The organism is Ferrimonas aestuarii (genome assembly GCF_005116665.1).
In the GTDB taxonomy this organism is placed as follows: Bacteria; Pseudomonadota; Gammaproteobacteria; order Enterobacterales; family Shewanellaceae; genus Ferrimonas; species Ferrimonas aestuarii.
In genome coordinates this window covers 310,693-337,408 of sequence record NZ_SWCJ01000002.1, presented here as the reverse complement: position 1 = coordinate 337,408, position 26,716 = coordinate 310,693, and the positions used below count along the sequence as shown (strand labels likewise).

The window sequence follows — 26,716 nt, the reverse complement described above, 5'->3', positions numbered from 1 at the left end:
TAGACAACTACCCCGCGTCCAGGATGGCCGTGGATGACTAAATGAAATTAAGAGAAACATGACTGAATCTTTTGCTCAACTGTTTGAAGAATCCCTACAGGAAATCGAAACTCGCCCTGGTGCCATAGTTAAAGGTACCGTTGTTGCGATCGAGAACGGCATCGTTCTGGTTGACGCTGGCCTGAAATCAGAGTCCGCTATCCCAGCCGAGCAGTTCAAGAACGCCAAAGGCGAGCTGGAAATCAACGTAGGCGATTCTGTTGACGTTGCACTGGACGCTATCGAAGATGGCTTCGGTGAGACTCAGCTGTCTCGTGAAAAAGCTAAGCGCCACGAAGCTTGGCTGCGTCTTGAGAAGGCGTACGAAGAAGAAGAAACTGTTACCGGTATCATCAACGGTAAAGTTAAAGGTGGCTTCACTGTTGAACTTGAAGGCATCCGCGCGTTCCTACCAGGTTCTCTGGTTGACGTACGTCCAGTACGTGACACCACTCACCTGGAAGGCAAAGAGCTGGAATTCAAGGTAATCAAGCTGGACCAGAAGCGCAACAACGTTGTTGTTTCTCGCCGTGCGGTTATCGAATCTGAAAACAGCGTTGAGCGTGAGCAGCTTCTTGAGAACCTGCAAGAAGGTCAAGAAGTTAAGGGTATCGTTAAGAACCTGACCGACTACGGTGCATTCGTAGATCTGGGCGGTGTTGACGGCCTGCTGCACATCACCGACATGGCTTGGAAGCGCGTTAAGCATCCTTCTGAGATCGTAAACGTAGGTGACGAAATCAACGTTAAGGTTCTGAAGTTCGATCGTGAGCGTACTCGCGTATCTCTGGGTCTGAAGCAACTTGGCGAAGATCCATGGGTAGCTATCGCTGGTCGTTACCCAGAAGGCACTAAGCTGACTGGTCGCGTTACCAACCTGACTGACTACGGCTGCTTCGTTGAAATCGAAGAAGGCGTTGAAGGTCTGGTACACGTATCTGAAATGGATTGGACCAACAAGAACATCCACCCATCTAAGGTTGTAAGCCTGGGTGACAACGTGGAAGTGATGGTTCTGGACATCGACGAAGAGCGTCGTCGTATCTCCTTGGGTCTGAAGCAGTGTAAAGCGAATCCATGGGATGAGTTTGCCGCTAACTTCAACAAGGGCGACAAAGTATCCGGTAAGATCAAGTCTATCACTGACTTCGGTATCTTCATCGGCCTAGACGGCGGCATCGACGGCCTGGTTCACCTGTCTGACATCTCCTGGAACGTAGCTGGCGAAGAAGCTGTTCGCGACTACAAGAAAGGCGAAGAGATCTCTGCAGTTGTTCTGTCTGTTGACCCTGAGCGTGAGCGCATCAGCCTGGGCGTTAAGCAGATCGAAGAAGATCCATTCAACAAGTACCTGTCTGACAACAAGAAAGGTGCTATTGTTACTGGTACCATCACTGCAGTTGACGCTAAAGGCGCAACCGTAGAGCTGGCAGAGAGCGTTGAAGGTTACATCCGTGTAGCTGACATCTCTCGTGACCGCATCGAAGACGCTTCTACCGTGCTGAACGCCGGTGAAGAAGTAGAAGCCAAGTTCATGGGCGTTGATCGCAAGAACCGTAACATCAGCCTGTCTATCCGCGCGAAAGACGAAGCTGACGAGAAGGAAGCGATTGATACTCTGAACCAGCGTGAAGAAGCTACCTTCTCAAGCGCTATGGCTGAAGCGTTCAAAGCTGCTAAACAATAATCGCCTATGGTCAGGGAAGCTTCGGCTTCCCGCTAGGCGACTGTAATTGGCTTTTAGGAGAGCGAGGATGACGAAATCCGAACTTATCGAAAGATTGGCCAGTAAACAGTCGCACCTATCCGGTAAAGAAGTGGAAGGTGCAATTAAAGAGATGCTGGAGCAAATGGCAACAACGCTAGAGCAGGGAGATCGTATTGAGATCCGTGGTTTTGGCAGCTTTTCGCTCCATTATCGAGCTCCTCGGACTGGCCGCAACCCTAAAACTGGGGATTCGGTTGAGCTGACTGGTAAGTATGTACCACACTTTAAGCCGGGCAAGGAGTTACGCGAACGCGTAAACAGCAGCCTCGGTTGATAGCTAAGCCCTCGCAATTGCGAGGGCTTTTTCTTTATGGGGGGGTGCTACACCTGACTCCTTGGCCATAATCCCACTGGTCATCTAATTCTTTTTATTGGATAATCTAACTAATTGTTGGCTGTTCTTATGGAGCCTTAGTGAAAGCACTGCTTATCACCATCGTTGTTGTCTGCTGTTTTCTCATCGTAATGGCGTTTGGGGCACGTAATGACGTCATGGTGAACATCAACTATTTTATCGCGCAGGGTGAGTTTGCGTTGCCTATGGTTCTGGCGGCGGTATTCTTTGGAGGATTTGTGATTAGCTGGCTGATCACCATGACCTTGATGATTCAGCAGCGTTTCAAGTTGAATCGAGCCCGGTTTAAGATTCAGCAGCTAGAAAAACGTCTCAATGACTTAGACGCCCTCGACAATAATGCTTGAGTTGGTATTTCTGCTGTTGCCCATTGCAGCGGCGTACGGTTGGTACATGGGGCAGCGCAGCGCTGGTCAGTCCCAGCGACAACAAGCAAAAAATTACTCCAAGAACTATTACGAAGGCCTGAATTTTCTTCTTTCTGACCAGCCTGATAAAGCGGTGGATCGCTTTATCGAGTTGCTTCAGGTGGACGAAGAGACCTTCGATACTCACCTCTCTTTAGGAAACCTGTTCCGCAAGCGGGGAGAGGTGGACCGCTCAATCCGCATTCATCAAAACCTCATTGCTCGACCACACCTGTTACCAGAACAGCGTAATGACGCCATGATGGCGTTAGGTCGAGACTACTTGGCATCGGGCTTGTATGATCGCGCCGAAGACATCTTTCTGAAGCTGGTTAAACAACCTGATCATACCGAGGAAGCTGAGCGTCATCTGTTGTCTATCTACGAGGCAACCAAAGAGTGGTGGAAAGCGATCAAGGTGGCCAGAAAGTTTGGTCGCGTGAGTCGAAAAGACTTAAAACCGATTGTGGCTCACTACTACTGCGAATTGGCAGTACTCGAGGCGCCGGGCAAAGATCAACTCAAGCTTTACCAAAAAGCGCTCTCTGTGGACAAGCTTTGCGTTCGCGCGATGATTGCGCTGATAAAATTATTAAAAGATTCTGATACCGACTACGCGTTCAAGTTAGTGAGGCAACTCTCTTCAGCGGCACCCGAAATGGTGCCTGAAAGCCTAGAGGAGATCGAGCAATTGTACGCGGGTGAAGGGCTTCAGGAGGAGTTTCAGAGTTTCTTAAGGGGCATTGTTGAGCGTGACGGCAACGTCTCCTGTTTATTGGCGTTGGTGAAATCGGTCAGTGACAGTGCCGGCGAAGAGCAAGCGCAGAGTCTGCTGCTTAGCCATCTGAAACGACAACCCACTATGCGTGGTTTCCATCACCTGATGACCATGCAACCACACCAGCTTGGTACCGGCGCAGATCGGATCAAGCTGTTGTCAGATCTCGTTGAAAAACAAATAAAACTCAGACCTGTTTACCGCTGTGGCCAATGTGGCTTCCCGTCTCACAGCTTGTACTGGCACTGTCCATCTTGCAAAAGTTGGGGCCAAGGAAAGCGCATTCGCGGTTTAGATGGGGAATAAACTGAGACAACCCTACCGAGGAGAAAAACATGACCATGGATCCTAAAGTTCTAGTTGCTTTAGATTTTAATAACCAAGCCGATGCGATGGCATTTGTAGACAGTGTGGATCCCAGTCAATGCCGCCTGAAAGTGGGCAAGGAGCTGTTTACGTTGCTTGGTCCAGAGTTTGTTCGCAAACTGGTTGCTGCTGGCTTTGATGTATTTCTCGACCTTAAGTTTCACGATATCCCAAATACCGTTGCCAAAGCGGTAGCCGCGGCAGCAGAGCTTGGCGTATGGATGGTGAATGTTCATGCCAGTGGTGGCCGTGAAATGATGACTGCAGCTAAGGCCGCTCTGGTGCCATATGGCGATAAGGCGCCTCTCCTCATTGGCGTGACGGTACTTACCAGTATGGAAGCCCATGAGATGCCCGAGCTCGGCATTGAACGTAAGCCTGAGGAGCAGGTGCTCGCATTGGCCACCCTAACCCAGGAGTGTGGACTTGACGGTGTGGTGTGCTCAGCACAAGAATCTAAGCTGCTTAAAGACGCTTTGGGCAAAGAGTTTTTGTTGGTGACACCAGGCATTCGCCCCGAGGGCAGCGCTAAGGGCGATCAAAAGCGGGTAGTAACCCCTGCCAAAGCGATGAAAGATGGCAGTGATTACCTGGTTATTGGCCGCCCAATTACTCAGTCAACATCGCCTTTAGAGACACTGAAAGCGATAAATAGCAGCATCGCCTAGAAAAGACGCTGCGCTCTCACTAACGATAAGGAACCTTTCAGGTTCCTTTTTTTGTGTTAGCTTTGGAGATTCGTTTGCCAAATCAAGGAGCGATAACCAGGCGATGGAAACCTATTATCGAGGCTGGGTGAACTGTGCGCAGCGGGTGTTCGAGAACCACAACCTGTGTTTGAATGAGATTTTCGTTGGCGAAGCTAGGTCCATCTTGACCAGCGACAACGACTCTCGTTTGCCTGCGACGACGATGCGAGAGGTGTGGGACAGAGCCACTACGCTGGCAGGCAATCTCCCCATTGGGCTGGAGATGGGGCGGGAGATTCAACCTACTCATATGCATGCTTTAGGCTTTGCCCTGTGGGCCAGTAACAACGTCGCCGACGTATTGGATCGCATCTGTCGCTACAGCCCTTTTGTTAGCACCGCGTCTGCCATGATTTTAGGTAAGACCGCTCACAGTCACACCCTGTTTTGGCAAAATCGAATGGATTCAAAGGGGCAGGCATGGGCTCATGATTCTGCGGTTGATTCCTGCTTTTCAGTGATTGCCCATGTGGGCTGGCACGTGTCTCAAAATCGCGTTGGCCCAAAAGAGGTGCACTTTATGCGAGCACGGCCGCTGCATGAGCAGCGCTATCAGGATCTGTTTCGATGCCCAGTGTTTTTCAACTCCACCATGAACTGCTTGATCTATGATCGAGCTGAGTCTGAGCATAGCCAGCCGGGCGCAAATTCCGATTTGGCACTTCATAATGAGACGTTAATGGATCGGCTCATGGCACAACTTGAGGCTGAGGACATTGAGCTTGCGGTGTCGCGAAAATTGAAAGCGGCATTAGGAAGCGTAGAGCCGACACCACAACACATCGCCGACGAACTGTTTATGAGTGTGCGCTCGTTGCAGCGCTACCTGCTTCAAGCGGGCACGAACTTTTCTGATCTATTAACCAAAGCGCGCCAAGAGCGTTCGTTTGAGCTTTTGCATCAACCTGATGTGCCTTTGACGAATTTTCCGGATGCGCTGGGCTTTTCCAGTCAAAGTGCGTTCAATCGCGCGTTTAAGCGGTGGCAGGGGATCTCGCCCAACCAATATCGCCGTCAAATACTCCGGTTTTCATAATCGCTTGATCCACCAAGCGCTTGCTTGGTATCTTCTTGGGAAACTAAGGAGAGTATTATGTCAGATAAGGTGGTGATCACCTGTGCGTTAACAGGTGTACTAACGGATCCTAAAGATCATCCGGTACCGGTAACCGCCGCTGAAATGGCGGCCCAAGCAAAGCAAGCCTTTGATTCCGGAGCCAGCGTCATGCACATTCATTTTAGGCAGCAGCAGCCCGGTAAAGGGCATCTCCCAAGCTGGCAGCCAGAGGTGGCTTGTGACATTGCCGCCTCAATTCGAGACGCCTGTCCCGGCGTTATCCTCAACTTTACCACCGGTACCATTGGACGCGATCAGCAAGGGGCACTGGAGTGCATTAAAGCGGGAAAACCTGAGATTGCGGCCTGTAATGCCGGAAGTCTTAACTACCTTAAGACGCGTCGAGACGGCTCCTGGGCATGGAAACCAATGCTGTTTCAAAATCCAGTAGAGAAAGTGGAAGAGTTGCTGGCAGTGTGTCGAGACTATCAAGTTCGACCGGAATTTGAGTGTTTTGATCTGGGCATCGTGCGTTCCGTTGGTATGTTCGAGGACGTCGGTTTGGTAGACAAAGCCAATTACAACCTAGTTCAGGGGGTGGCATCAGGCATGCCGGTGGATAGTGAACTGTTGCCTCACATTGTTCGGTATATGAAATCCGGCGCTCTGTGGCAGTCGACCTTGATTGGCCGCCAAGAGATCTGGCCGGTACATCAATTGACGGCGGAGCTAGGGGGGCATCTGCGCACTGGTCTGGAGGACACCTTTTATCTGCCATCGGGGGAGCGAGCCCGAGGCAATGGGGATTTGATTGATGCCATGGTGCAGTTAGCGCGTCAAAGTGGTCGGGAGGTCGCAACCCCTGAACAGGCGAGGGCACTTTACCTTTAGGCATTTTGGCCGGGGTGAGGCGCCGTCCTCACCCTCCTATGTTCACTCAGTCGTCTTTAGCCATTAAGTTGCGCATTCTATGCATAACCATTCAGGTCACCCCTTGCGCGAGTTCAGCAAATAGGACTTGTCCTTGGGGGAAGCTTTTCTTCTCATCCTTGCCGCATTTACCCAAAGTCAGGTTGACCGTTGACGCCAACCGTCAGAGAGGTCGAGTGATCTCTTAATCATGTTCTTTGGAATATCCTACCTAATCTACAGGGATGACTGGCGCCACTGTCGGTTGGATAACCGCTTTCTTCAAGGGCGTGTCGCAATTTGCACGACCGTTGTCTTAACTGCACCAATGGCGTTGTGATCTGCTTTTTCCATTTTAGCGCTGAGTTTTTACCCTCGACGCCAAAGCATTATCCCCAAGCGCCCATTGCCATTTTCAGCGCTAGGTGGTCTTACATTGCTTGTCTATTTGCCATAGGTTCGATTGTAGCAAGCGCTTGGTTTATGCAGTTAAGGAGGTACGAGTGCTTCAATAATAATCACAATAGGTGAAGCTATGTTGATAACAAATGAAAACAGACGTTTTGCACGGATGCCTCTGGCGGTGCTGGTTTCAGCCATGCTGTCTCCCGCCGCCTTCGGGGTTAGTTTCGAGGCCGGGGACTTCGAATTTACCGTTGATTCCAATCTTTCTGTCGGGTCCACTTGGCGAGTTGGCGACGCGGATCAAGGCAACATCGGAAGCTCCAACGGCGGGCAAGGAGCGTCCACTACGCCTGACGATGGCAACTTGAATTACCAAAGTGGTGATGCCGTCTCTCAAGTCTTTAAAGGCATACATGACATTGGCGTGACCAAAAACCAATTTGGCGCGTTTGTCCGCCTTAAATACTGGTATGACTACGCGCTGGCCGAAAATGATGTCCCCCATGGACACGGACCCAACAACTATCAACCAAACGCCCCCTTGAATGACGACGCGTTTAGTGACTATGGCCAAGCCAGCGGCATTGAGCTGCTCGACGCATTTATCTATGGCGAGTTTGAATTGGGTGACATGCCACTAGATCTTCGAGTAGGGCGTCAGGTACTCAGTTGGGGGGAAAATACCTTTATTTTTAACTCCATCAACTCGGTCAATCCTATCGATGTCACGGCGCTACGCCGGCCAGGCTCCGAGGTTAAAGAGGCGCTGCTACCCGTGGGTATGGTCTACGCCAATCTCGGATTAACCGATTACCTCAGTGTGGAAGCGTTCTACAACTGGGAGTGGGACGATTTTAAAATTGACGGGTGTGGCACCTTTTTCAGTGGTGCGGATGTGATTGGTGGAGATGGCTGCACCATTCTGACTTTGAACGTTAATGGCGACCAGACTGACGTTGCCACCGGCGCCTACGCCACTCGGGCATTAAATCTGGAAAGCGACGGTGACGACAGCGGTCAGTGGGGCGCGGCGTTACGCTATTTCGCTGAGGGCATCGATACCGATTTTGGTCTCTACTACATGAACATCACCAGCCGCACGCCGATCCTGTCGCCGGTGTTTTGGAAACAGGTTCCGGGAACGGCGCCGATTCCAACTGGCGGTCCTCAATACATTGCGGAATTTGTTCCAGATCAGCAGATCATTGCCGCCAGCTTCTCCACCACCATCAGTGATTGGTCTCTCTCTGGAGAGTGGAGCTTTCGACCCGATTCCGCAGTGCAGTTTAACCCGTCAGAGATGCTGGCCGCTTTGTTTACGCCAACCATGCCCGTCGGTCCATATCAGCCAGTAAATGAAGCCATTGCTCGCCTAGGTGCCGGTGACCTTACGGTATTGGGGGAGAAGTTTGATGGCTATCAAGAGCTTGATGTGCATCAGATTCAGTTCACCACGGTGAAGTTTTTCGATCAGGTGATGGGGGCATCTCGCCTAACTTTGGTTGCTGAAGCGGCAATGAACATCGTCAACGACCTGCCTGATATTTCCGAGGCACGATTTGGACGCTCAACCTTGTATGGAAAGTGTTCGACGGTCGCCGATCAGATCGGCATGGGCAATCCAAACCCCGACGGGGACATCAATTGTGGCGGCTTTGTTACCGACACCTCGTGGGGCTATCGAGCGCGTTTGGTTTGGGATTACTCCGACGCCTTTGCTGGCATCAACTTAAAACCAACCATTGCCTGGAACCACGATGTGGATGGCACGTCACCAAACTCCAACTTTCTCGAAGACCGGCGCTCCTTTGGTGTGTCATTGGCGGCAGATTACCTGAGCCGATACAACGGCAGTATCTCCTACACCAACAGCATTGGCGGCGACTACAACTCACTGTCTGATCGTGACTACGTGTCACTGAGCCTAGGAATGTCGTTTTAATTTAGGGACAAGAATATGAACAAACATTACTCACTGTTAGCCAGTTCTCTATTGGCGATTTCGACGCTTAGCTTTGGGGTTGTCGCAGCGGTTTCACCGGAAAAGGCCGCTGAGCTAGGCAAGAGTTTAACCCCTCTCGGGGCTGAGATGGCCGGCAATGCCGATGGTACTATTCCCCCATGGACCGGAGGACTGACCCAAGTTCCGGCCAGTTATCAGGGAGGAACCGCACTTACGGATCCCTTTGCGGATGAAAAACCTCTGTTCACCATCAGCGCCGCTAATGTGGATCAGTATCAGGACAAGCTAACCCCTGGGCAGGTGGCGTTACTGAAAAAGTATCCGGACACCTTATCCTTCCCAGTGTATCAGACCCACCGCACCGTGGCGCTGCCGCAGTTTATCTATGACTACGCCAAAGAGAATGCCACCAAAGCCCAGTTGGTTTCCGGTGGCAATGGCATCGCTGGGGTGAAGGATTACGTGCCGTTTCCCATCCCTAATAATGCGGTGGAGATCGTCTGGAATCACATCACCCGCTATCGGGGGGGCTCCGTAGAGCGCACCTCCGTACAAGCACCGGTGCTTCGCAATGGCGACTACACCCCAATCAAGGCAATTGACCGCTTCGTATGGCCAACCAGCATGAAGGAGCCCAAGGACGACAAGAAAGACGATAACGTGTTGTTTTACTACACCTTAGAAGTGTTGGAGCCCTCTCGCTTGACTGGCAATGTGTTGCTGGTCCACGAAACCATGGATCAGGTGAAAGAAGCTCGGCGAGCCTGGGTTTACAACGCCGGTCAACGACGGGTTCGCCGCGCGCCGCAGGTTGCTTATGACGGGCCAGGATTCGCCGCCGATGGCCAGCGTACCTCCGATCAGCTCGATATGTATAACGGAGCGCCAGATAAGTACAACTGGGAGCTTAAGGGCAAACAGGAGCTCTATATCCCCTATAACGCCTTCCGTCTGGCAAACAAAGAGTTGAGTTATGACGATATTTTATTGCCAGGGCATCTGAACCCCGAACACCTGCGTTATGAACTACACCGAGTATGGGTGGTTGAAGGTACGGTCAAGGATGATGAGCGCCACGTGTACGCTAAACGAACCATCTATGTGGATGAGGACAGCTGGCAAGCGGCAGTGATCGATCATTACGATGCCCGTGGAGAGTTGTGGCGCGTGCAAGAGGCCCATGAGCTGCAGTACTACAACGTCACGGTACCCTGGATGGCCGCAGAAGTACTGCATGATCTGACTAATGGCCGTTACATGGCATTGGGGCTAACCAACGAGGAGAAGGTGGGACTGGATTTTGACTTTTTAGCCAGTCGACGAGATTTCACCACTTCAGCCCTGCGCCGCAAAGGCAAACGCTAATCTCTTCCCGATTAGCACCTTTCCGGGCCTTCGGGCCCGGCTTTTTGCATAAAACAAAAACAGAGGACGTTGCCATGAATAACCGAGTGCATGTGGGAGGAGCCGTGGCAGCACTGCTGCTTTCAAATGCAGTGCTTGCAGAAGGGGTGCCAGATAACCTAGAGCTAAGCGCCACCATATCGGGGCGCGCTGCGAACTCGTTGATGCTGGACATCGACCGCGCCGGCAACCGCATCGTGACCGTTGGCGAGCGCGGCCACATTCTTTATAGCGAAGACAACGGCAACCATTGGCAACAAGGAGCCGTGCCAGTGGCCGTCAATCTGACGGCGGTGGATTTCATCTCTGAGACTGAGGGCTGGGCGGTTGGCCATGATGGCGTGATTCTACACAGTCAGGATGGCGGCACGCGTTGGCATAAGCAGCTCGACGGCATAGCCCTGAATCAGATGTTGGTGGCGTCGGCTGAGCAGCGCTTGAGTGAACTGCGAGGCGTTTCAGAAGGGGCAGAGGAGTCAGAGCAGCTTCAGTGGCAAATCGAAAATGCTGAATTTGCTCTGGATGACGCGTTGGTGGGACAGGAGGATGGCCCAACTAAGCCATTACTTAACATCCACTTTATTGATGAAAAGCTGGGATTTGCCATGGGGGCTTATGGGCTGCTGCTGCAGACTGGCGATGGCGGCAAGCAGTGGCTGCCGATATTGCATCGACTGGATAACCCCGATGGATTTCATCTCAACGCCATGACCCAAGCGCCCAACGGCACTTTGTATCTGGTCGGGGAGGCAGGCTCGGTATTTCGCTCACAGGATCGTGGGAAAAGTTGGAAGCGGCTTCAGTTTCCTTATGAGGGTTCTCTGTTTGATGTGCTCGCCACCGAAAGGGGAGTGACTGTAGTCGGGCTGCGAGGTCACCTTTTTTTCTCCAGCGATCAGGGCGTGAGCTGGCTGCAGCGAGCGACCCAAACTCAGTCAACCTTGGCCGCCATCGTGAATAAAGGCGAAGAGATCATGGTTGTTGGCTCCGAAGGGGTGGTGTTAACCAGCTCCGATGGTGGGCAACACTATCGATTGAGTCAACAGGCGGATCGAAAACCCTATTCCGCAGTGAGTTACCTCAATGACAACGAGGCGGTTGCTGTTGGCGTTGGCGGCGCTCAGCGCTTGTCACCACACCCAGCCTCCATGTTGTGGATGGCCAGTGATCACCACAGCCGAGGAGTGCAGCGATGAATTCAACTGTGACGACTGAGCCGATGTTGGCTCGCTGGATTTTTAGTGCTAGACCTCTTTTATTGATGCTTTTTGCCCTATTAACGTTGTTTTTAGGTCACCGGATGACTCAAGTGGTACCGGATGCCAGCTTCGATAAGATGGTGCCGACATCTCATCCCTACATTGCGAAGTTTTTGCAGCATCGAGACGATCTTTCCGGATTAGGCAATGCCATTCGTGTGGCGGTGGAAACCACCGAAGAGGACATTTTTAGCGCCGAATTTATGGGGGTGCTGCAGCAGGTCAATGACGATGTATTTTTCCTACCTGGCGTTGACCGCAGTGGCCTTAAATCAATTTGGACGCCGAATGTGCGTTGGAACGAGGTCACTGAGCAAGGGCTGGCCGGTGGCACCGTTATCCCTGACGGCTACGATGGAAGCCAAGCCAGTTTGGACAGGTTAAAGCAAAACGTGTTGAAAAGTGGCCAGGTTGGTGCCTTGGTAGCCAACAACTTCAAGTCAGCCATTATCTATGCCCCTTTGTCTGATGTGGATCCCAATACCGGCGAGAAGCTTAATTATCAGCAGTTCTCCAGTAAGGTTGAACAGCTGATTCGCGACAAATACCAAAGCCCGACCATCAAGATTCACGTTACCGGTTTTGCCATTGTGGTTGGTGAGCTGATCAATGGGGCAGGGCAGGTAGCGATGTTCTTTGCGGCCGCCGTGATCATAACCCTAGTGCTGCTTTACTTGTATTGTCGCTGCATTAAGAGCTCAGTGGTGGCGTTGTTGTGTTCTCTTGTTGCCGTGATCTGGCAGTTGGGCATATTAAATTTGCTCGGTTATGGCCTCGATCCCTATTCCATGCTGGTGCCATTTTTGGTGTTCGCCATCGGCGTCAGCCACGGCGTGCAACTGGTCAACGCCATTGTTCATGAAGTGATGTCAGGCAAGCACCGTTTTGATGCCGCCAAAGCGGCGTTTGTGTCCCTTTATGTCGCGGGACTCACCGCCTTGGTTAGCGATGGCATCGGCTTTATTACTCTGATGGTGATTGATATCCAGGTGATTCAAGATTTGGCGGTTGCGGCCAGTATTGGGGTGGCAGCGATCATTCTTACCAATCTGGTACTGTTGCCGCTGCTGATCTCTTACCTTGGCGTGTCTCATCGCGCCGTCGACCGTCTGCAGCGTCAGGAGGAGAGCTCGCAATCGTTTTGGCGTGGTATCGCTCAGTTTAGTCGTAGGCCCATGGCGCTGGTATCCCTTGGGATCATGGTGCTGTTATTTGCGGTCGCATGGGTTGGTAAACAGGGGCTTATCATGGGCGATCTGGACGCCGGTGCTCCTGAACTCAGGGCTGACTCTCGCTATAACCAAGACAACGCCTTTATGGTGGCCAACTATTCTGCCAGCACCGACCGTTTTGTGGTGATGGTGGAAACCGCGGACGATTACTGCGTCAGCTATGAGACCTTAAACCTCATTGATCGATTTCAATGGCATATGGAAAACGTCCCTGGGGTGCAGTCGGTCATCTCCATCTCGAAGATCGCAAAGTATTCCATTTCGGCGCTGAATGAAGGGTCATTAAAGTGGATGGCGTTAAGCCGAAATCAGTATGTACTCAATCAAGCCACCAGCTCCAAGGCGGTGCCACCGGGCATGATCAACGGTGCCTGCTCCTTGGTGCCGGTCATTGTCTACCTTGATGATCATAAAGCGCAGACGTTGACGCGAGTGGTGGATGCGGCGCAGCAGTTTGCCGCTGACAACAACAACGAACGAGTGGCGTTTGAGTTAGCTGCTGGTAACGCTGGCATTGAGGCGGCAACCAACATCGTCATTGAAAAAGCGCAGTATCAGATGTTGGCCTGGGTTTATGGTGTGGTGAGTCTTCTCTGTTTCATCACTTTTCGGTCGTTACGTACCGTCGTGTGCATCATTCTGCCCTTGGCGCTAACGTCTCTGCTGTGTCAGGCGTTAATGGCCTGGGTTGGGATCGGCATTAAGGTGGCGACGCTTCCGGTGATCGCCTTGGGGGTTGGCATCGGAGTGGATTATGGCATCTATATTTACGCCAAATTGACCGCCTGCATGAAGCAGGGAATGGCACTCAGTGACGCCTATTTTTCCGCGTTAAAGACCACAGGTAAGGCGGTGGCCTTCACCGGCATCACCTTGGCCATTGGCGTTGGCACCTGGGTGCTGTCACCCATCAAGTTCCAAGCGGATATGGGGGTGCTTCTGACCTTTATGTTCCTTTGGAACATGGTTGGTGCCTTAGTGTTTTTGCCGGCGCTGACCTGGTTACTGAATCGAAATCTGGGACAAGAGGCTCGGTTAGCCACGCAATCGAATCCAGCTTAATTCGCCGGATGGTTAATAATAGGGGTGACGCTCAGGGAGGCGTCATCTGGCTCAAGTGATGATAAAAGGACGTATTATGCAACTCACTCAAATGATCAAACGCAATGCTCAGGTTCAGGGGGAGAAGATCGCCACCATCTGCGGCGACCGTCAACAGAGCTGGAATCAACTGCGCAGTCGCATCGCTAAGATTGCTGGGCTGCTGCAAGCCAATGGGGTAAAGAAAGGGGACCGTGTTGCCGTGTTGTCTCTCAACAGTGACCGCTACTACGAGTACTTTTTTGCGGTGCCTTGGGCGGGGGCGGTGATGGTGCCCCTTAATATCCGTTGGTCGGTGAAAGAGAACCTCTACTCCCTTGAGGATTCCGGTGCCACCACCTTGGTTGTTGACGATACCTTCGCTCAAGCGGCAGCGGCGATCATGCAGCAGTCTGAGGTGGTCAAAAACGTCATCTACGTTGGCGATAAAGCAACACCGCCGGGGATGATCTGCTCTGAGCGCGGCTTAGCACAAGCCGAAGGGATAGACGATCTTTGTAACGGGGGCTCGGAGCTTGCGGGTATCTACTATACCGGAGGAACAACCGGTTTTCCCAAAGGGGTGATGCTGTCCCATTCCAATTTGTGGACCTCAAGTATCTCCGCGGCACTAGGCCTTGAATACGAAGGGGAGCACACCCGTTATCTGCATGCTGCACCCATGTTCCACGCTGCAGATATTGCCGCGTCCTACTCCAGTACCATCATCGGCGCCACTCAGGTATTTATTCCCTCCTTTGCCTGCCAGTCTCTGGTGGAGGTGATTGCTGAGCATCAGGTAACCCACACGCTGCTTGTGCCAACGATGATCAACATGTTGCTGGGAAGTGGGGTGCTAACGGATGCAGACATCTCCAGTTTGCAGCGCATCATCTACGGTGCTTCACCGATGCCAGAGGGCACGCTACGCCAAGCGATGGAGCAGATGAGTCACGTTAAGTTCATTCAGGCCTACGGTCAAACCGAGTTAGCGCCAATTGCTACCATTTTGCCTTCAGAGTTTCATCAGCTTAGCGGGCCTAAGTCCAAGATACGCTCGGCGGGGCGCGCGGGTTACTGTGTTGAAGTGGAGGTGATGGATCCCGTTGGTAACGCGTGCCCCGTGGGGCAGGTTGGCGAGGTTCGAGTTCGTGGTGGAAACGCCATGATGGGGTATTGGAACAAACCGGAAGAGTCGGCCTCAGTGATGGTTAACGGTTGGATCCACACCGGCGATGCGGGCTACTTGGATGAGGACGGTTTTCTGTTCTTGGTAGACCGGGTTAAAGACATGATCGTCTCTGGTGGCGAAAACGTCTATTCCGCCGAAGTGGAAAGTGCCGTCTCTCAACATGAGGCGGTCAGCGAAGTGGTGGTGATCGGCATCCCCAGTGACACCTGGGGGGAACAGGTTCATGCCATCGTGCGCTTACAAGAGGGCAAGAGCTTGACCCAAGAGCAGTTGATCGCCCACTGCCATGAATTGATAGCGGGTTATAAATGTCCCCGTTCGGTGGAAGTGCGCCACGAGCCGTTTCCGATTACCGGTGCGGGAAAATTGAGAAAAGCCGATCTCAGGGCGCCTTACTGGGAGGGGCACTCTCGAAGGGTTAACTGATCGGAGCAGTGTCTCAGGCCGCATTATGCGGCCTTTTTCTTTGATAAATAGCGCTTTTCATTCCTATGTGGTTTGTAAAACAAGCGCTCGCTTGGTAGCTTCCAGTTATCGTATTCACAGCCTTTGGTCATGGATGGCACAGCGAAATATCGATTCCGGATTGCAGCGGCACTACGCGCCTAATATTGAAGGATGCTTAGCGCGAATGGATCCGGCTTATGAAAACCAAGAATACAGCGGCGAGGCAGAGGCTGGCAGTGTCATTGGCAGCTGCACCAAAGCCATACTTGCGTTGCTGGCGGATCTGGGCTGGAATCGAGATCAGTTGGTGGCTCGTTTCACCCTTAATGCCGACGATTATCAACTTCCTGAATCGAGAACCAGCTATCGGAAGTGGCGCCGAATTATCCATTTTATCTGTGATAACCCCGCAATCTACGAGGCCATTAGCAAGATGGGTAATTTGCTGCATTTAACCAGCCTACATGGGGTGGGATATGCCATGTTTGCCGCGCCCACGCCAAAGAGGTCCATTCAATACTTGGTGCAATTTCAAAAGGTGGTGGATGACCTTACTGTCGTGCGCTTTGAACAAGACAGTGACTTTGGTTATCTGGTCATCGATACCCCTGGATACGACCGCTGCCCCGTGCGAAATACGCAATTGATGCTCTACGTTATTATGGTGCTTCACATTTTGCGCCTCTGTGCCGGCGTTCAGTTCTCCCCTTGTGAGCTGAGACTGCCCGATGCGCAGATGGCATCAGGAGCAGGCTACCTGCAGTTATTTGGTTGCCCGATTCAACCTGGTGATAGAAGGGCTGTGATGGCGTTTTCTCGTTCGCAGTTGATAATGCCGCTTCCCGGATCAAACCCCGCTCTTGCACAGTGGAATGCTGAGGTTGCTCAGGAGTATCTAGTAAAGCAAGGGGTCACTAGCGTGGTTTCAAGGGTCAGGGCGGGCATGGTATCCCAAATCCAACAGGCCAATCTGGATCAGTATCAGTTGGCATTGACACTTGGACTAAGCGTTCGACAACTGCAACGACAACTGCAGCAAGCGGGCACCAGTTACACGGAACTGCTTAACGAAGTTCGCGCTTTTAGCGCGAAGGAGATGTTGCGACAAAATCGACTGAGTTTAGGGGAGATAAGTTATCGGCTTGGCTTTGCCAACAGCGGTAATTTTTGCCGCGCATTTAAGCGATGGTGTGGGGTCACGCCCTTTGAGTTTCGGGGAGAAAGGGTAACATCACTCTAAGTGAGTATGGTTGCTCTCAGAAATAATGGCACGCTTTGCTGTGTTACCATTGCCTTATCGAATTTTGTCCGAGGTTTATTGCGTTGTCCTCGTCCCCTAAGAGCTTTTATCAAGTGGAGATGGAGCGTTTGTATGACGCTTTGCCGCTTCGCCCTGAACACTATGCTCAGGTTCGCCGTTCAAGGGCGTTAATGCTTCAAGAATATGGGTCGCAATTGCAGTTAACCGATCTGGCTAAATCCGCCTTCATGTCCAAGTTTCATTACGTTCGCATGTTCCAGCGCATTTATGGTGTGACTCCTCGTACTTATCTTCGCGATCTGCGTATGCGCAAGGCCAAGGCGCTGTTGACCAAAGGAATGCCGGTGACCGATGTTTGTTTTGAGGTTGGATATCAAAGCGTTACAACCTTCTCTTCGATCTTCAAAAAATGCATTGGGCAGACGCCAACGTCCTTTCGACAAATCATAAAAAGCAATCCTGAATAAGCGCCTCTATTAACGAGGCGTTAAGATTGGCCTTATCTACATTGCTGATAGAAGAGGTAAATGATGATTGAAATTTGCGTAACGAGCGTGCCGGTGAGTGACCAAGAGAAGGCGCTGCAGTTTTACACGCAGATACTTGGATTTATAAAAAAGACGGATCTGCCTTTAGGTGAACATCGGTGGTTGACTGTGGTGTCGCCAAAAGCTCAAGCTGGGGTTGAACTCTTGCTGGAGCCCATGGCATTTGCTCCCGCTTTGGAGTATCAGCAGGCGCTTAAGCAAGCCGGTATCCCTTGGACCTCATTTTCAGTGGATGATCTGGTCCATGAATATCAACGATTAACCGAGCTCGGCGTGCAGTTTTCCATACCCCCAACCGAAGCGGGGAATGTACAAATTGCGGTGCTGGATGACACCTGTGGCAATTTCATCCAGCTGATGCAGGCGTTGTGATTGTTGGCGGTTTGCTGACACAATGGGCTTCCTCAATAACCCTTGATTAAGAGAGCGGTGATGTCAATCTCGGTGAGATTTACGGATGTTTGAACCCACAGAGTTACAGCGGTGCCAGCCCAAGCTAGCGCTGGTAACCGCGACGGCGGTGCGTTTAAGTGATGGCAGTAGTGCTAACTGGCGAGCTATAGAAAGTGACTCTTGTTGGGATCTGATCCTTGCCTGTGGACTGTCACAGAGGCAGCATCAGAAACTTGCGGAGTTAACGGAGTTGCAGGGGGTGTGCGTGGCAAACATTGAAACGCCCACCGCCGATAGTCAGGCCGCCGTTAATGTTGCCGAGCATCTATTGGGGAAGCTAAGTTCTCGAACCATGCCTAATAATCTCGGCGTGGCCGACATTCGAAATTTAATCTTTCAAGCGGCTAAGCTAATCGCCTTTGATGATATGTCGGAGGCATTGGCTTATCTGCGCTCCAATACATCAACCATCTGTGTTGGCGGTATCTATCTGGCGGATGTTAGTTTGTCATTGAGCACCTACGAGCAACGTTGCCAACAATTAATTTCGTTGATGTCAGATGCCGGCTATCTTTGCTCGACCTTTTACCCTCACCACAATCGGGGCTGCAGTTTGTTGTTGGGGTTTCGCTAACCTCGCTGTCCAAAACTCGGCTTGCCGAAACCAAAAAGCCCAGCATGTTATGCCGGGCTTTGTGAGTTCTGCTAAAAAGTTACGCTAAGTTAGCTGATGCGCATGCCTGGTTTGGCACCAGAATCCGGTGACAGGATGTAGATCTCATCCTTACCCGGACCGGCTGCGACCACCATGCCTTCAGAGGTACCAAACTTCATTTCGCGAGGGGCAAGGTTTGCCACCATTACGGTGAGGCGACCTTCAAGCTCTTCTGGGGTGTAAGCAGACTTGATGCCAGCGAACACCTGCTTGGTCACGCCGCCGCCTAAGTCCAGTTGCAGACGAATCAGCTTTTTGGCTTTTTCTACGTGCTCGGCTTTAGCGATGCGAGCCACACGCAGATCCACCTTCATGAAATCATCGAAGTTGATGGTGTCTGCCAGAGGCTCTTTTTCCAGCTCATCGTTGTCGCTGTCATCAGCGGCGTTTGCTTTTGGCTCAGCCGCAGCATTAAGGGCCGCTTCCGCTTCCAGATCCGCCTTGGTGGCGTCCATCATCGCTTCGATCTTCGCAGGCTCAATACGCTGAATAAGCGCCTTAAACTTGTTGATCTCATGGCCAGTCAGCGTGGTGTTGATGTTGTCCCAGCGCAGCTCTGCGTTTAGGAAGGCTTCCACATTGGCCGCCATCTCAGGCAGTACTGGCTTGAGGTAGGTCATCAGAATCTTAAACAGGTGGATGCCCATGGAGCACACTTCGTGAGTCTGCTTCTCTAAACCTTCCTGCTTCGCCATCGCCCACGGGGCTTTGTCGGCGATATAAGCATTGGCTTTGTCGGCCAGCGCCATCACTTCACGAATCGCTTTACCGTACTCACGACCTTCGAACATTTCGGCAATGGTCGTTTGGGCGTTTTGGAACTCCGCCAGCAGTTCTGGGTTGTCGATACCACCTGCCAGTTTGCCGTCGAAACGCTTGGCGATAAAACCTGCGGTACGAGAGGCGATGTTCACCAATTTACCAACCATGTCGGAGTTTACGCGCTGGGCGAAATCTTCCAGGTTCAAGTCGATGTCGTCGATACGATCGTTCAGTTTGGCGGCGTAGTAGTAACGCAGGTACTCTGGGTGCAGGTGATCCAGGTAGGTACGCGCCTTAATAAAGGTGCCACGAGACTTAGACATCTTGGCGCCATTCACAGTGACATAGCCGTGGGTAAACACGTTGGTCGGTTTACGCAGCTCGGCACCGTGCAACATGGCTGGCCAGAATAGGCTGTGGAAGTAAACGATATCTTTACCGATGAAGTGGTACAGCTCGGTAGTCGAATCTTTGGCCCAGAACTCATCGAAGTTCAGGTCGTCACGCTTTTGGCACAGGTTGTCGAAAGAGCCCATGTAGCCAATTGGTGCATCCAGCCACACATAGAAGAACTTCTTACCGTCGGTGCCTGGGATCTCAAAACCGAAGTAGGGGGCATCACGGGAGATGTCCCACTGCTGCAGGCCGGATTCGAACCATTCGTTCAACTTGTTGGCGATCTCGGTCTGCAGAGCACCAGAGGTGGTCCACTCTTTCAGTACCGTTTCAAACTGTGGTAGGTCGAAGAAGTAGTGCTCAGAGTCTTTCATTACCGGAGTGGCGCCGGACACCACGGATTTAGGGTTGATCAGATCCGTTGGGCTGTAGGTCGCACTGCACACTTCGCAGTTATCGCCGTTTTGATCTTCCGCCTTACATTTCGGGCAGGTACCTTTTACAAAGCGATCTGGCAGGAACATCTCTTTTTCCGGATCAAACAGTTGCTCAATCACGCGAGTCTTAATGAAGCCACTTTGGTTTAAGCGGTTGTAGATCTCGGCAGACCACTTACGGTTCTCTTCGGAGTGCGTCGAATGGTAGTTGTCGTAGTTCACTAAGAAATCGGCAAAATCCGCCTGATGTTCTTGAGAAACGTTGGCGATCATCTCCTCTGGGGTAATGCCCATTTTTTGCGCTTTCAGCATCACCGGGGTGCCGTGAGTATCGTCGGCACAGACGGCGATACACTGATTGCCACGCAAGTTTTGGAAGCGTGCCCAAATGTCAGTTTGGATATGCTCAAGCATGTGTCCGAGGTGAATCGAACCGTTGGCGTATGGGAGGGCGCTGGTAACCAGAATCTTTCTTTGTGGAGATGCCATTTTATCTCTTACATGCAGTGAATTACGAAAGAGGCCAAGTTTAACTGATGGCTAATGATTTTTCATCCATTGGTGAACTTGTTGGTGGGATATTACACACGTATTAACGCCAACTTCTGGTAGACTTGCATCACTTATGAGTCCCGGAGTCAAAATCGTGACCGAAAATTCGGAAAATCCGCTAGATAACCGTTTATCCCCTCAATTAAGTCAGTCTGTTTTATCGGCATTGGCTAAAGTACACGACCCTCTGTTGAATCAATCCATTTTGGATGCTGGCATCGTCCGCCGCATGCAGATGGACGGCGAGTGCTTGGCGCTGAATCTGGTTTACCCCTATCCATGCCGCTCTCAGTACCCTGAAAAGGTGCAGGAGATCACCCAAGCCGTGGCCGGCATCGATGGCATTGAAGAGGTTGAGTGTAGCGTTGACCTTGCTGTTCCTGTGATTGAGACCGCCGTGGGAGACGCCATTGCTGGCGTTAAGAACGTGGTGGCGGTGTCCTCAGGAAAAGGTGGCGTGGGCAAATCCACCACCGCGGTGAACCTTGCCTTAGCGCTGGCCTACGAAGGGGCGCGCGTGGGCATTTTGGATGCAGACATCTACGGTCCATCCATCCCGCTGATGTTAGGGGTTTCCGATTTCCAACCGGTGAGCGTAGATGGCAAGACCATGGAGCCTGCTGTGGCTCACGGCATCGCGGCCAACTCCATCGGCTTTATGGTAGGCGAAGAGCAAGCCACGGTATGGCGCGGCCCGATGGCGGCTGGTGCACTGATTCAGATGATGAATGAAACCAACTGGCCCGATCTGGACTACTTGGTGATCGACATGCCACCGGGTACCGGTGACATCCAGTTGACTCTGTCGCAAAAAGTGCCCGTGGTTGGCGCCGTGGTAGTGACCACCCCGCAAGAGGTTGCCACCTTAGATGCACGTAAAGGGATCAGCATGTTTAACAAGGTCAACATTCCAGTGTTGGGCATTGTTGAAAACATGAGCTATCACCTTTGCAGCCAATGTGGCAGCAAAGAGCACCCATTCGGTCAGGGCGGCGGCCAGGCCACTGCCGAGCGATATGGCGTCGAGTTACTGGGCGAGTTGCCGCTTAATGTCGCGGTACGCGAAGCGGTGGATCAAGGCAAGCCTTCTGTGGCCGCCAATCCAGAGGACGACATCAGCAAACAGTACATTGCCATCGCACGGGAAACGGCGGCGGCCATGGTGCGACTGTCTAAGCCCTTGGAACTTGAGATCGAGATTAGCGACGATTAGGCAGAGTGTCTGCCAATGGTTCAAACTGTATTTATTCACCTTTAAACTGAAGTACATATTATGGTTCAACAACAATGTGTCATCATCGGTATCGCCGGTGCCTCTGCTTCTGGTAAAAGTCTAATTGCCAGAACCATCTGTGAAGATCTTCGCCAGGATATGGGCACAGATGATATTGCGATGATCACGGAAGATTGTTATTACAAGGATCAGGGCCATCTGTCGATGGAGGAGCGGGTTAAGACCAACTATGATCACCCAAATGCATTGGATCATGAGTTGTTGGTTGAGCACCTCGCGGCGCTGCGCAGTGGCCAATCGGTTGAAGTGCCAAGCTACAGCTATTCTGAGCACACCAGAATGGAAGAGACCACCAAGGTCACCCCTAAAAAGGTGATCATCCTTGAAGGCATTCTGCTTCTGACTGACCCAAAGCTGCGTGAACAGATGCACGCGTCCATCTTCATGGACACGCCGCTGGACATCTGCCTACTGCGCCGCGTGCGCCGCGACGTAGAGGAGCGAGGCCGTACCATGGAGTCGGTACTGGAGCAGTATCAGCAAACCGTGCGTCCTATGTTCATGCAGTTCATTGAACCGTCGAAACAACATGCGGACATCATCGTACCTCGCGGTGGCAAGAACCGCATCGCCATTGACTTTTTGAAAGCCAAAATCCGTCAATTAGCCAGCTAATTGAAAATAATAATACGTACCCATATTAGGTTTTAGGGATAGAACATCATGCGTTTGACCGACATCGAAATTGAACAGTATTTGGACAGTGGCAACATCGCCATTGAACCGCGTCCTGCCAGTGACCGCATCAGTGGCGTCAGCGTGGACGTGACCTTAGGAGATAAGTTCCGAGTATTTCGCGATCATACCGCCGCCTCCATCGATCTTTCTGGCCCCCGTGAAGAGGTTCAAAAAGCCCTTAATAGTGTCATGAGTGACGAAATTGCCATTGGTGACGGCGAAGCTTTTTACCTGCATCCTGGGGAGCTTGCTCTCGGCGCCACGTTCGAGTCTTTGACGTTGCCCGCCAACATCGTTGGTTGGCTAGATGGCCGTTCATCGTTAGCGAGACTTGGCCTGATGGTTCACGTGACCGCCCATCGAATTGACCCAGGCTGGTCAGGGCAGATCGTACTTGAGTTCTATAACAGTGGTAAGTTGCCATTGGCGCTGCGCCCTGGCATGACCATTGGTGCGCTTAACTTTGAGGAGCTGCGCATGGCCTGCGCTCGTCCATACAATAAGCGTGAAAATGCGAAGTATCGGGATCAGCAGGGTGCCGTGGCCAGTCGCATCACTCAGGACAGCTAATGATTGCTGCTTGGGTAAATAGTGAGCCGACAGAATCGGTCTCGGTGACCAACCGGGGCCTGAATTTTGCCGATGGTCACTTTACCACCATGTTAGTTGAGCAAGGTCAAATCGCCAGTTGGCCGTTGCACCAGCAGCGGTTAAGGCGGGGGTGCCACCTATTAAAGATGGCTGAGCCCTGTTGGGACTCACTTTGGCACACCTTGCAGCAGGCACTGACACGCTGTGATGCCCAAGGCCTTGGCGTGATTAAAGTCGTCCTCACCCGAGGGGGGCAGGGACGAGGCTACGGTGGAGAGTATCTCGCCCAACCAGAGGTACTGGTTTCGGTTCACCTTTACCCCAACCATTATCTAGCGTGGCAACAACAGGGGATCGCCCTTGAGCTTGCCACTACGCCCATCGCCACCCTTGGGTGCGGTTTCGGCATTAAGTCGTTAGCCAGAACCGAGCAGGTGCTCCTTAGATTTGAACTGGATGCCAGCGCCGCAGATGATTTGATTGTCTGCAACACCGATGGCGAAATCATTGAAGCCTGTGCGGCGAATCTGTTTTTTTGGCAGGGCGATACCCTCGTCACTCCAGCACTTTGCCGAAGTGGCGTCAGCGGCGTCATGCGCCAACGGGTATTGGGCACGGCCGCGCAGCTTGGCATTGATGTGCAGGTACGTTCCATCTCAACCTTTCAACTCCACCAATTTGATGGTGCTTTTGTCTGTAATGGCTTGATGAAGCTGGTTCCAGTTGTCAAACTGGAGCATCGTACTTTAGCCATTAGTGATCTGTTCAGACAGTTACAACATTCGCTCTTATGATTACGTTTTTTCGCCGACTGCTGGCATTGTGTTTGACCTTCATCTTATTGCTGGCCATGGCGGCGGCTTACGTGGTGCATCGCACCGGCCAAGAGCTTCAGCGGCCACTGTCCATTAGCCAGCCCACCGAATGGACCCTGAATAAAGGTGCCAGTACCATCGGCTTAGCCAATCAGTGGTCGAAGCAAGGTTGGATAGAGACCTCATTCTGGATAAAGGTCGCGGTGCGCTTGGACTCAAGCCTTACAAAGATCAAAGCGGGCACCTATGAGCTGACTCCTGGTGTTAGCGTTCGCCAGCAGCTTGAGAAGATTATCCGCGGTGAGCAAAAAGCGTTTTATCTGACGTTGGTGGAAGGGGAAACCGTCAAGCAAGCACTGGCTCGAATCAAGGCACACCCTAAATTAACGCTGACTCACACCCCAGAATCGCTGGCAAAACTCATCGATTTCGATGGCGCTAACCCAGAGGGGATGCTGTTCCCAGACACCTATCAGTTTCATCTAGGAGAAACGGATTCAGCGCTATTAACCCGTGCCGCCAAACGTATGCGCACTGAAATCGACGCGGTATGGAAGCAGCGCGCAAATCAGCTGCCGCTAAAGTCCAGTTACGAGATGGTGATTTTGGCCTCGATCATTGAAAAAGAGACCGGCGTAGCCGCCGAGCGGCCACTTATCGCCTCGGTGTTTGTGAATCGACTACGCAAAGGGATGCGACTGCAGACTGACCCCACGGTGATCTACGGCATGGGGGAGCGTTTCGACGGCGACATTCGTCGCCAAGACCTTCGAGAAAAAACGCCCTACAACACCTATCGCATTAATGGCTTGCCACCAACGCCCATCGCACTAGTGGGACGAGAAGCCCTTGAGGCCGCCGCTCGCCCGTTGGATTCAAACATGTACTACTTTGTTGCCAAAGGCGATGGTAGCCATCAATTTTCACAGACCCTTGCGGAACACAACCGCGCGGTAAACCAATACATAAGAAACAAGTAATGAGTAAATACATCGTCATCGAAGGCCTGGAAGGGGCCGGAAAAAGCTCCGCCATTGATCTGGTTAACCGTTGGTTTGAGACACACTTTGCTGATCTGGAGCGGGTGAATACCCGTGAGCCGGGGGGAACCCCGCTCGCGGAAGAGATTCGGGAGATCTGGAAGCGCCCTCGGGAAGAGCCGATGGCACCGATGACCGAGCTGTTGATGGTGTACGCCTGTCGAGCTCAATTGGTGGAATCGGTGATTAAGCCAGCGCTGGCAGAGGGAAAGTTGGTGATTGGCGATCGTCACAACTTGTCTTCCATTGCCTATCAAGGGGCAGGGCGAGGACTGGAAAGCGAAGTGGCTGGGCTATCCGCCATCACCTTGGGCGAATTTAAACCGGATTTAACGCTGTATCTGGATATCGATCCTAAGCTTGGCCTTGAGCGTGCTCGAGGTCGCGGTGAACTGGATCGCATCGAACTCGAAAGCTTGGACTTTTTCGAGCGAGCTCGCGGCGCCTACCTTGACCACGCCAAGCGCGATGGCACCATTTTGACCATCGACGCCAGTCAAACGATGGAGAAGGTACATCAAGATATTGAATCGGCACTGGCTAAGGTGTTGTTGTAAGTGAGTGACACCACCCAACTCCCAACCATGGACGTAGCGCAGTTGCCGTGGCTGGCGTCGTCGTGGCGTAAGTGGCAGCAGATTTTATCTCGCGGCACAGTGGCCCATGCTTGGTTGCTGGCAGGGGCTGAGGGCATCGGCAAGGCAAGTTTTGCTGACTCGATGACCCAAAGTTTGTTGTGTGAACGTCACTCTGGTTGCGGTCAATGTCGCAGCTGTCTGCTGCTCAAGGCCGGCAACCACCCTGATCGGTTCGAGATTGCTCCTGATGGTAAGCAGATTAAAGTGGAGTCGATCCGAGCACTGATCACCCAGCTGTCGCAGACGGCTAACCAAGGCGGTGCTCGCGTCGTGATTCTGCAGCAGGCGGACACCATGAACCAAGCGGCCGCCAATGCACTCTTGAAAACCCTAGAGGAGCCGATGGCCGGGGTGTACCTGATCTTAGTCAGTGCCAACCCGAAACGTTTGTTGCCAACCATTCATAGCCGTTGTCAGTCTTTGCTATTGCCTTCCCCCAGCCTTGCGCAGAGTCAAGCCCTGTTGGGCCAGAGTGTGCCTGATGCGCTTCTAAGTCAGCAATTGCGGGTTTTTGGAGGCCCTTTGTCTCTAAAACAGGCCATCGAATCTGGCGACGCCGAGTTAGCGGCGCAATGTCGAGATGGCTGGAAGCAGAGCCTTAAGCTCGGCGTGTTGGCGCCCGTTCTGATGTCTCTTGACAGCGATAAGGCACCGCTGGCGTTAAAAGTGCTCTATATTGAATTAGCCCAGTGGCAGCGACACCAGATTCATGAGACGGAACGTTGGCATGGTTTGAGCGTAAAAACCGCCGAGCTGTATCAGCGTTTTGCCAATCAATCTGGTCTTAATCATATCCCGCTATTTCAAGAGCTGATCGCGTAACCTTTTAACATGGACTGTGTCGAACTGGACATCACTACACTGGAACAGTTGTACCAGGCTTACATGGGCCGAGTGCAATCCGGTGGACTCTATTTTCCTAGCCAGACGCTTTGGCCTTTGGGCACCGAGCTTCTGTGCCGTTTTCGCCTGCCGCAACAAGCCAACTGGCACGAATACGTTGGTCGAGTGGTGTGGGTAAATCCACAAACAACAAGTCACGCTGACAAAGGCGTCGGGGTGGCGTTTGGCGATTCGGCTTTTAAGCCGCCGATTGAGCAGTTACTTGCGGATCGTTTGGCCACATCAAAATTGACCTCAACTTTGTAAACCCCTAAGCTCTCCCCCTCGTAATGACTACTGCACT

At 52.2% G+C, this 26,716-nt stretch carries 25 protein-coding genes; 24 read left to right on the top strand and 1 reads right to left on the bottom strand.

Annotation, left to right across the window (positions count from 1 at the left end; translation table 11 throughout):
* Window positions 1–58: 58 nt before the first annotated feature.
* The 16 genes from rpsA (at window position 59) to FCL42_RS04320 (ending at window position 18,246) form a co-directional block, all read left to right on the top strand.
* The gene (rpsA, locus tag FCL42_RS04395; RefSeq protein WP_136862162.1) at window positions 59–1,726 is read left to right on the top strand and encodes a 30S ribosomal protein S1; all 1,668 of its coding nucleotides are present in this window, start codon (window positions 59–61) and stop codon (window positions 1,724–1,726) included.
* A 67-nt stretch (window positions 1,727–1,793) separates the two neighbouring features.
* On the top strand, window positions 1,794–2,081 hold the full coding sequence (gene ihfB, locus FCL42_RS04390; RefSeq protein ID WP_136862161.1) for an integration host factor subunit beta: 288 nt from the start codon (window positions 1,794–1,796) through the stop codon (window positions 2,079–2,081).
* Between the two features lie 140 nt (window positions 2,082–2,221).
* A complete protein-coding gene (locus tag FCL42_RS04385) occupies window positions 2,222–2,509 on the top strand; it encodes a LapA family protein (protein WP_136862160.1) in 288 nt (95 codons plus the stop codon).
* Window positions 2,502–3,653 (top strand): lipopolysaccharide assembly protein LapB, encoded by a 1,152-nt coding sequence (gene lapB, locus FCL42_RS04380; protein WP_136862159.1) that lies wholly within the window; start codon window positions 2,502–2,504, stop codon window positions 3,651–3,653. Before FCL42_RS04385 ends, lapB begins: the two co-directional genes overlap by 8 nt.
* 29 nt (window positions 3,654–3,682) lie before the next feature.
* The gene (pyrF, locus tag FCL42_RS04375; protein ID WP_136862158.1) at window positions 3,683–4,381 is read left to right on the top strand and encodes an orotidine-5'-phosphate decarboxylase; all 699 of its coding nucleotides are present in this window, start codon (window positions 3,683–3,685) and stop codon (window positions 4,379–4,381) included.
* A 103-nt stretch (window positions 4,382–4,484) separates the two neighbouring features.
* The gene (locus tag FCL42_RS04370; protein WP_136862157.1) at window positions 4,485–5,498 is read left to right on the top strand and encodes an AraC family transcriptional regulator; all 1,014 of its coding nucleotides are present in this window, start codon (window positions 4,485–4,487) and stop codon (window positions 5,496–5,498) included.
* Window positions 5,499–5,555: 57 nt separating this feature from the next.
* Entirely contained in the window at window positions 5,556–6,410 is an 855-nt protein-coding gene (locus tag FCL42_RS04365; RefSeq protein ID WP_136862156.1) for a BKACE family enzyme, read from the top strand.
* A gap of 553 nt (window positions 6,411–6,963) precedes the next feature.
* A complete protein-coding gene (locus FCL42_RS04360; RefSeq protein ID WP_136862155.1) occupies window positions 6,964–8,775 on the top strand; it encodes a DUF1302 domain-containing protein in 1,812 nt (603 codons plus the stop codon).
* Window positions 8,776–8,790: 15 nt separating this feature from the next.
* Entirely contained in the window at window positions 8,791–10,161 is a 1,371-nt protein-coding gene (locus FCL42_RS04355) for a DUF1329 domain-containing protein (protein ID WP_136862154.1), read from the top strand.
* A 74-nt stretch (window positions 10,162–10,235) separates the two neighbouring features.
* A complete protein-coding gene (locus tag FCL42_RS04350; protein ID WP_136862153.1) occupies window positions 10,236–11,396 on the top strand; it encodes a WD40/YVTN/BNR-like repeat-containing protein in 1,161 nt (386 codons plus the stop codon).
* On the top strand, window positions 11,393–13,753 hold the full coding sequence (locus tag FCL42_RS04345; protein ID WP_136862152.1) for an efflux RND transporter permease subunit: 2,361 nt from the start codon (window positions 11,393–11,395) through the stop codon (window positions 13,751–13,753). Before FCL42_RS04350 ends, FCL42_RS04345 begins: the two co-directional genes overlap by 4 nt.
* Before the next feature lie 76 nt (window positions 13,754–13,829).
* A complete protein-coding gene (locus tag FCL42_RS04340) occupies window positions 13,830–15,389 on the top strand; it encodes an acyl-CoA synthetase (protein WP_136862151.1) in 1,560 nt (519 codons plus the stop codon).
* Window positions 15,390–15,522: 133 nt separating this feature from the next.
* Window positions 15,523–16,650: an AraC family transcriptional regulator gene (locus FCL42_RS04335; RefSeq protein WP_169308287.1), complete on the top strand. Its 1,128-nt coding sequence runs from the start codon at window positions 15,523–15,525 to the stop codon at window positions 16,648–16,650.
* A gap of 119 nt (window positions 16,651–16,769) precedes the next feature.
* A complete protein-coding gene (locus FCL42_RS04330; RefSeq protein ID WP_229359784.1) occupies window positions 16,770–17,138 on the top strand; it encodes a helix-turn-helix transcriptional regulator in 369 nt (122 codons plus the stop codon).
* 60 nt (window positions 17,139–17,198) lie between these two features.
* Entirely contained in the window at window positions 17,199–17,591 is a 393-nt protein-coding gene (locus FCL42_RS04325; protein ID WP_229359774.1) for a VOC family protein, read from the top strand.
* An 85-nt stretch (window positions 17,592–17,676) separates the two neighbouring features.
* The gene (locus FCL42_RS04320) at window positions 17,677–18,246 is read left to right on the top strand and encodes a hypothetical protein (protein ID WP_136862148.1); all 570 of its coding nucleotides are present in this window, start codon (window positions 17,677–17,679) and stop codon (window positions 18,244–18,246) included.
* Between the two features lie 89 nt (window positions 18,247–18,335).
* Here FCL42_RS04320 and metG read toward each other — a convergent pair whose 3' ends face one another.
* Window positions 18,336–20,411 (bottom strand): methionine--tRNA ligase, encoded by a 2,076-nt coding sequence (gene metG, locus FCL42_RS04315; protein WP_136862147.1) that lies wholly within the window; start codon window positions 20,409–20,411, stop codon window positions 18,336–18,338.
* 157 nt (window positions 20,412–20,568) lie between these two features.
* On the opposite strand from metG, the gene apbC reads away from it, so the two are divergent.
* Genes apbC through FCL42_RS04275 form a run of 8 tightly spaced genes read left to right on the top strand, consistent with a single transcriptional unit; the run spans window position 20,569 to window position 26,679 of the window.
* Window positions 20,569–21,687 (top strand): iron-sulfur cluster carrier protein ApbC, encoded by a 1,119-nt coding sequence (apbC, locus tag FCL42_RS04310; RefSeq protein WP_267873228.1) that lies wholly within the window; start codon window positions 20,569–20,571, stop codon window positions 21,685–21,687.
* A gap of 60 nt (window positions 21,688–21,747) precedes the next feature.
* Window positions 21,748–22,383 carry a uridine kinase gene (gene udk, locus FCL42_RS04305; protein WP_136862145.1) on the top strand — a complete coding sequence of 212 codons (636 nt, stop codon included), beginning with the start codon at window positions 21,748–21,750 and terminating at the stop codon, window positions 22,381–22,383.
* Between the two features lie 48 nt (window positions 22,384–22,431).
* The gene (gene dcd, locus FCL42_RS04300) at window positions 22,432–23,016 is read left to right on the top strand and encodes a dCTP deaminase (protein ID WP_136862144.1); all 585 of its coding nucleotides are present in this window, start codon (window positions 22,432–22,434) and stop codon (window positions 23,014–23,016) included.
* Window positions 23,016–23,831: an aminodeoxychorismate lyase gene (pabC, locus tag FCL42_RS04295; RefSeq protein ID WP_136862143.1), complete on the top strand. Its 816-nt coding sequence runs from the start codon at window positions 23,016–23,018 to the stop codon at window positions 23,829–23,831. The genes dcd and pabC overlap by 1 nt, the downstream gene beginning before the upstream one ends.
* A complete protein-coding gene (mltG, locus tag FCL42_RS04290) occupies window positions 23,828–24,832 on the top strand; it encodes an endolytic transglycosylase MltG (RefSeq protein WP_229359773.1) in 1,005 nt (334 codons plus the stop codon). Before pabC ends, mltG begins: the two co-directional genes overlap by 4 nt.
* A complete protein-coding gene (gene tmk, locus FCL42_RS04285) occupies window positions 24,832–25,449 on the top strand; it encodes a dTMP kinase (RefSeq protein ID WP_136862142.1) in 618 nt (205 codons plus the stop codon). The genes mltG and tmk overlap by 1 nt, the downstream gene beginning before the upstream one ends.
* Window positions 25,450–26,352, top strand: a complete 903-nt coding sequence (gene holB / locus FCL42_RS04280) for a DNA polymerase III subunit delta' (RefSeq protein WP_136862141.1) — start codon at window positions 25,450–25,452, stop codon at window positions 26,350–26,352.
* Window positions 26,353–26,361: 9 nt separating this feature from the next.
* The gene (locus FCL42_RS04275; protein ID WP_136862140.1) at window positions 26,362–26,679 is read left to right on the top strand and encodes a PilZ domain-containing protein; all 318 of its coding nucleotides are present in this window, start codon (window positions 26,362–26,364) and stop codon (window positions 26,677–26,679) included.
* The last annotated feature ends 37 nt before the right edge of the window (window positions 26,680–26,716 follow it).

Coding starts and splice junctions, on each gene's coding strand:
- rpsA (WP_136862162.1), top strand. CDS start 59: ATGACTGAATCTTTTGCTCAACTGTTTGAAGAATCCCTACAGGAAATC.
- ihfB (WP_136862161.1), top strand. CDS start 1,794: ATGACGAAATCCGAACTTATCGAAAGATTGGCCAGTAAACAGTCGCAC.
- lapB (WP_136862159.1), top strand. CDS start 2,502: ATGCTTGAGTTGGTATTTCTGCTGTTGCCCATTGCAGCGGCGTACGGT.
- pyrF (WP_136862158.1), top strand. CDS start 3,683: ATGACCATGGATCCTAAAGTTCTAGTTGCTTTAGATTTTAATAACCAA.
- FCL42_RS04370 (WP_136862157.1), top strand. CDS start 4,485: ATGGAAACCTATTATCGAGGCTGGGTGAACTGTGCGCAGCGGGTGTTC.
- FCL42_RS04365 (WP_136862156.1), top strand. CDS start 5,556: ATGTCAGATAAGGTGGTGATCACCTGTGCGTTAACAGGTGTACTAACG.
- FCL42_RS04360 (WP_136862155.1), top strand. CDS start 6,964: ATGTTGATAACAAATGAAAACAGACGTTTTGCACGGATGCCTCTGGCG.
- FCL42_RS04355 (WP_136862154.1), top strand. CDS start 8,791: ATGAACAAACATTACTCACTGTTAGCCAGTTCTCTATTGGCGATTTCG.
- FCL42_RS04350 (WP_136862153.1), top strand. CDS start 10,236: ATGAATAACCGAGTGCATGTGGGAGGAGCCGTGGCAGCACTGCTGCTT.
- FCL42_RS04345 (WP_136862152.1), top strand. CDS start 11,393: ATGAATTCAACTGTGACGACTGAGCCGATGTTGGCTCGCTGGATTTTT.
- FCL42_RS04340 (WP_136862151.1), top strand. CDS start 13,830: ATGCAACTCACTCAAATGATCAAACGCAATGCTCAGGTTCAGGGGGAG.
- FCL42_RS04335 (WP_169308287.1), top strand. CDS start 15,523: ATGGCACAGCGAAATATCGATTCCGGATTGCAGCGGCACTACGCGCCT.
- FCL42_RS04330 (WP_229359784.1), top strand. CDS start 16,770: ATGGAGCGTTTGTATGACGCTTTGCCGCTTCGCCCTGAACACTATGCT.
- FCL42_RS04325 (WP_229359774.1), top strand. CDS start 17,199: ATGATGATTGAAATTTGCGTAACGAGCGTGCCGGTGAGTGACCAAGAG.
- FCL42_RS04320 (WP_136862148.1), top strand. CDS start 17,677: ATGTTTGAACCCACAGAGTTACAGCGGTGCCAGCCCAAGCTAGCGCTG.
- metG (WP_136862147.1), bottom strand. CDS start 20,411: ATGGCATCTCCACAAAGAAAGATTCTGGTTACCAGCGCCCTCCCATAC.
- udk (WP_136862145.1), top strand. CDS start 21,748: ATGGTTCAACAACAATGTGTCATCATCGGTATCGCCGGTGCCTCTGCT.
- dcd (WP_136862144.1), top strand. CDS start 22,432: ATGCGTTTGACCGACATCGAAATTGAACAGTATTTGGACAGTGGCAAC.
- pabC (WP_136862143.1), top strand. CDS start 23,016: ATGATTGCTGCTTGGGTAAATAGTGAGCCGACAGAATCGGTCTCGGTG.
- mltG (WP_229359773.1), top strand. CDS start 23,828: ATGATTACGTTTTTTCGCCGACTGCTGGCATTGTGTTTGACCTTCATC.
- tmk (WP_136862142.1), top strand. CDS start 24,832: ATGAGTAAATACATCGTCATCGAAGGCCTGGAAGGGGCCGGAAAAAGC.
- FCL42_RS04275 (WP_136862140.1), top strand. CDS start 26,362: ATGGACTGTGTCGAACTGGACATCACTACACTGGAACAGTTGTACCAG.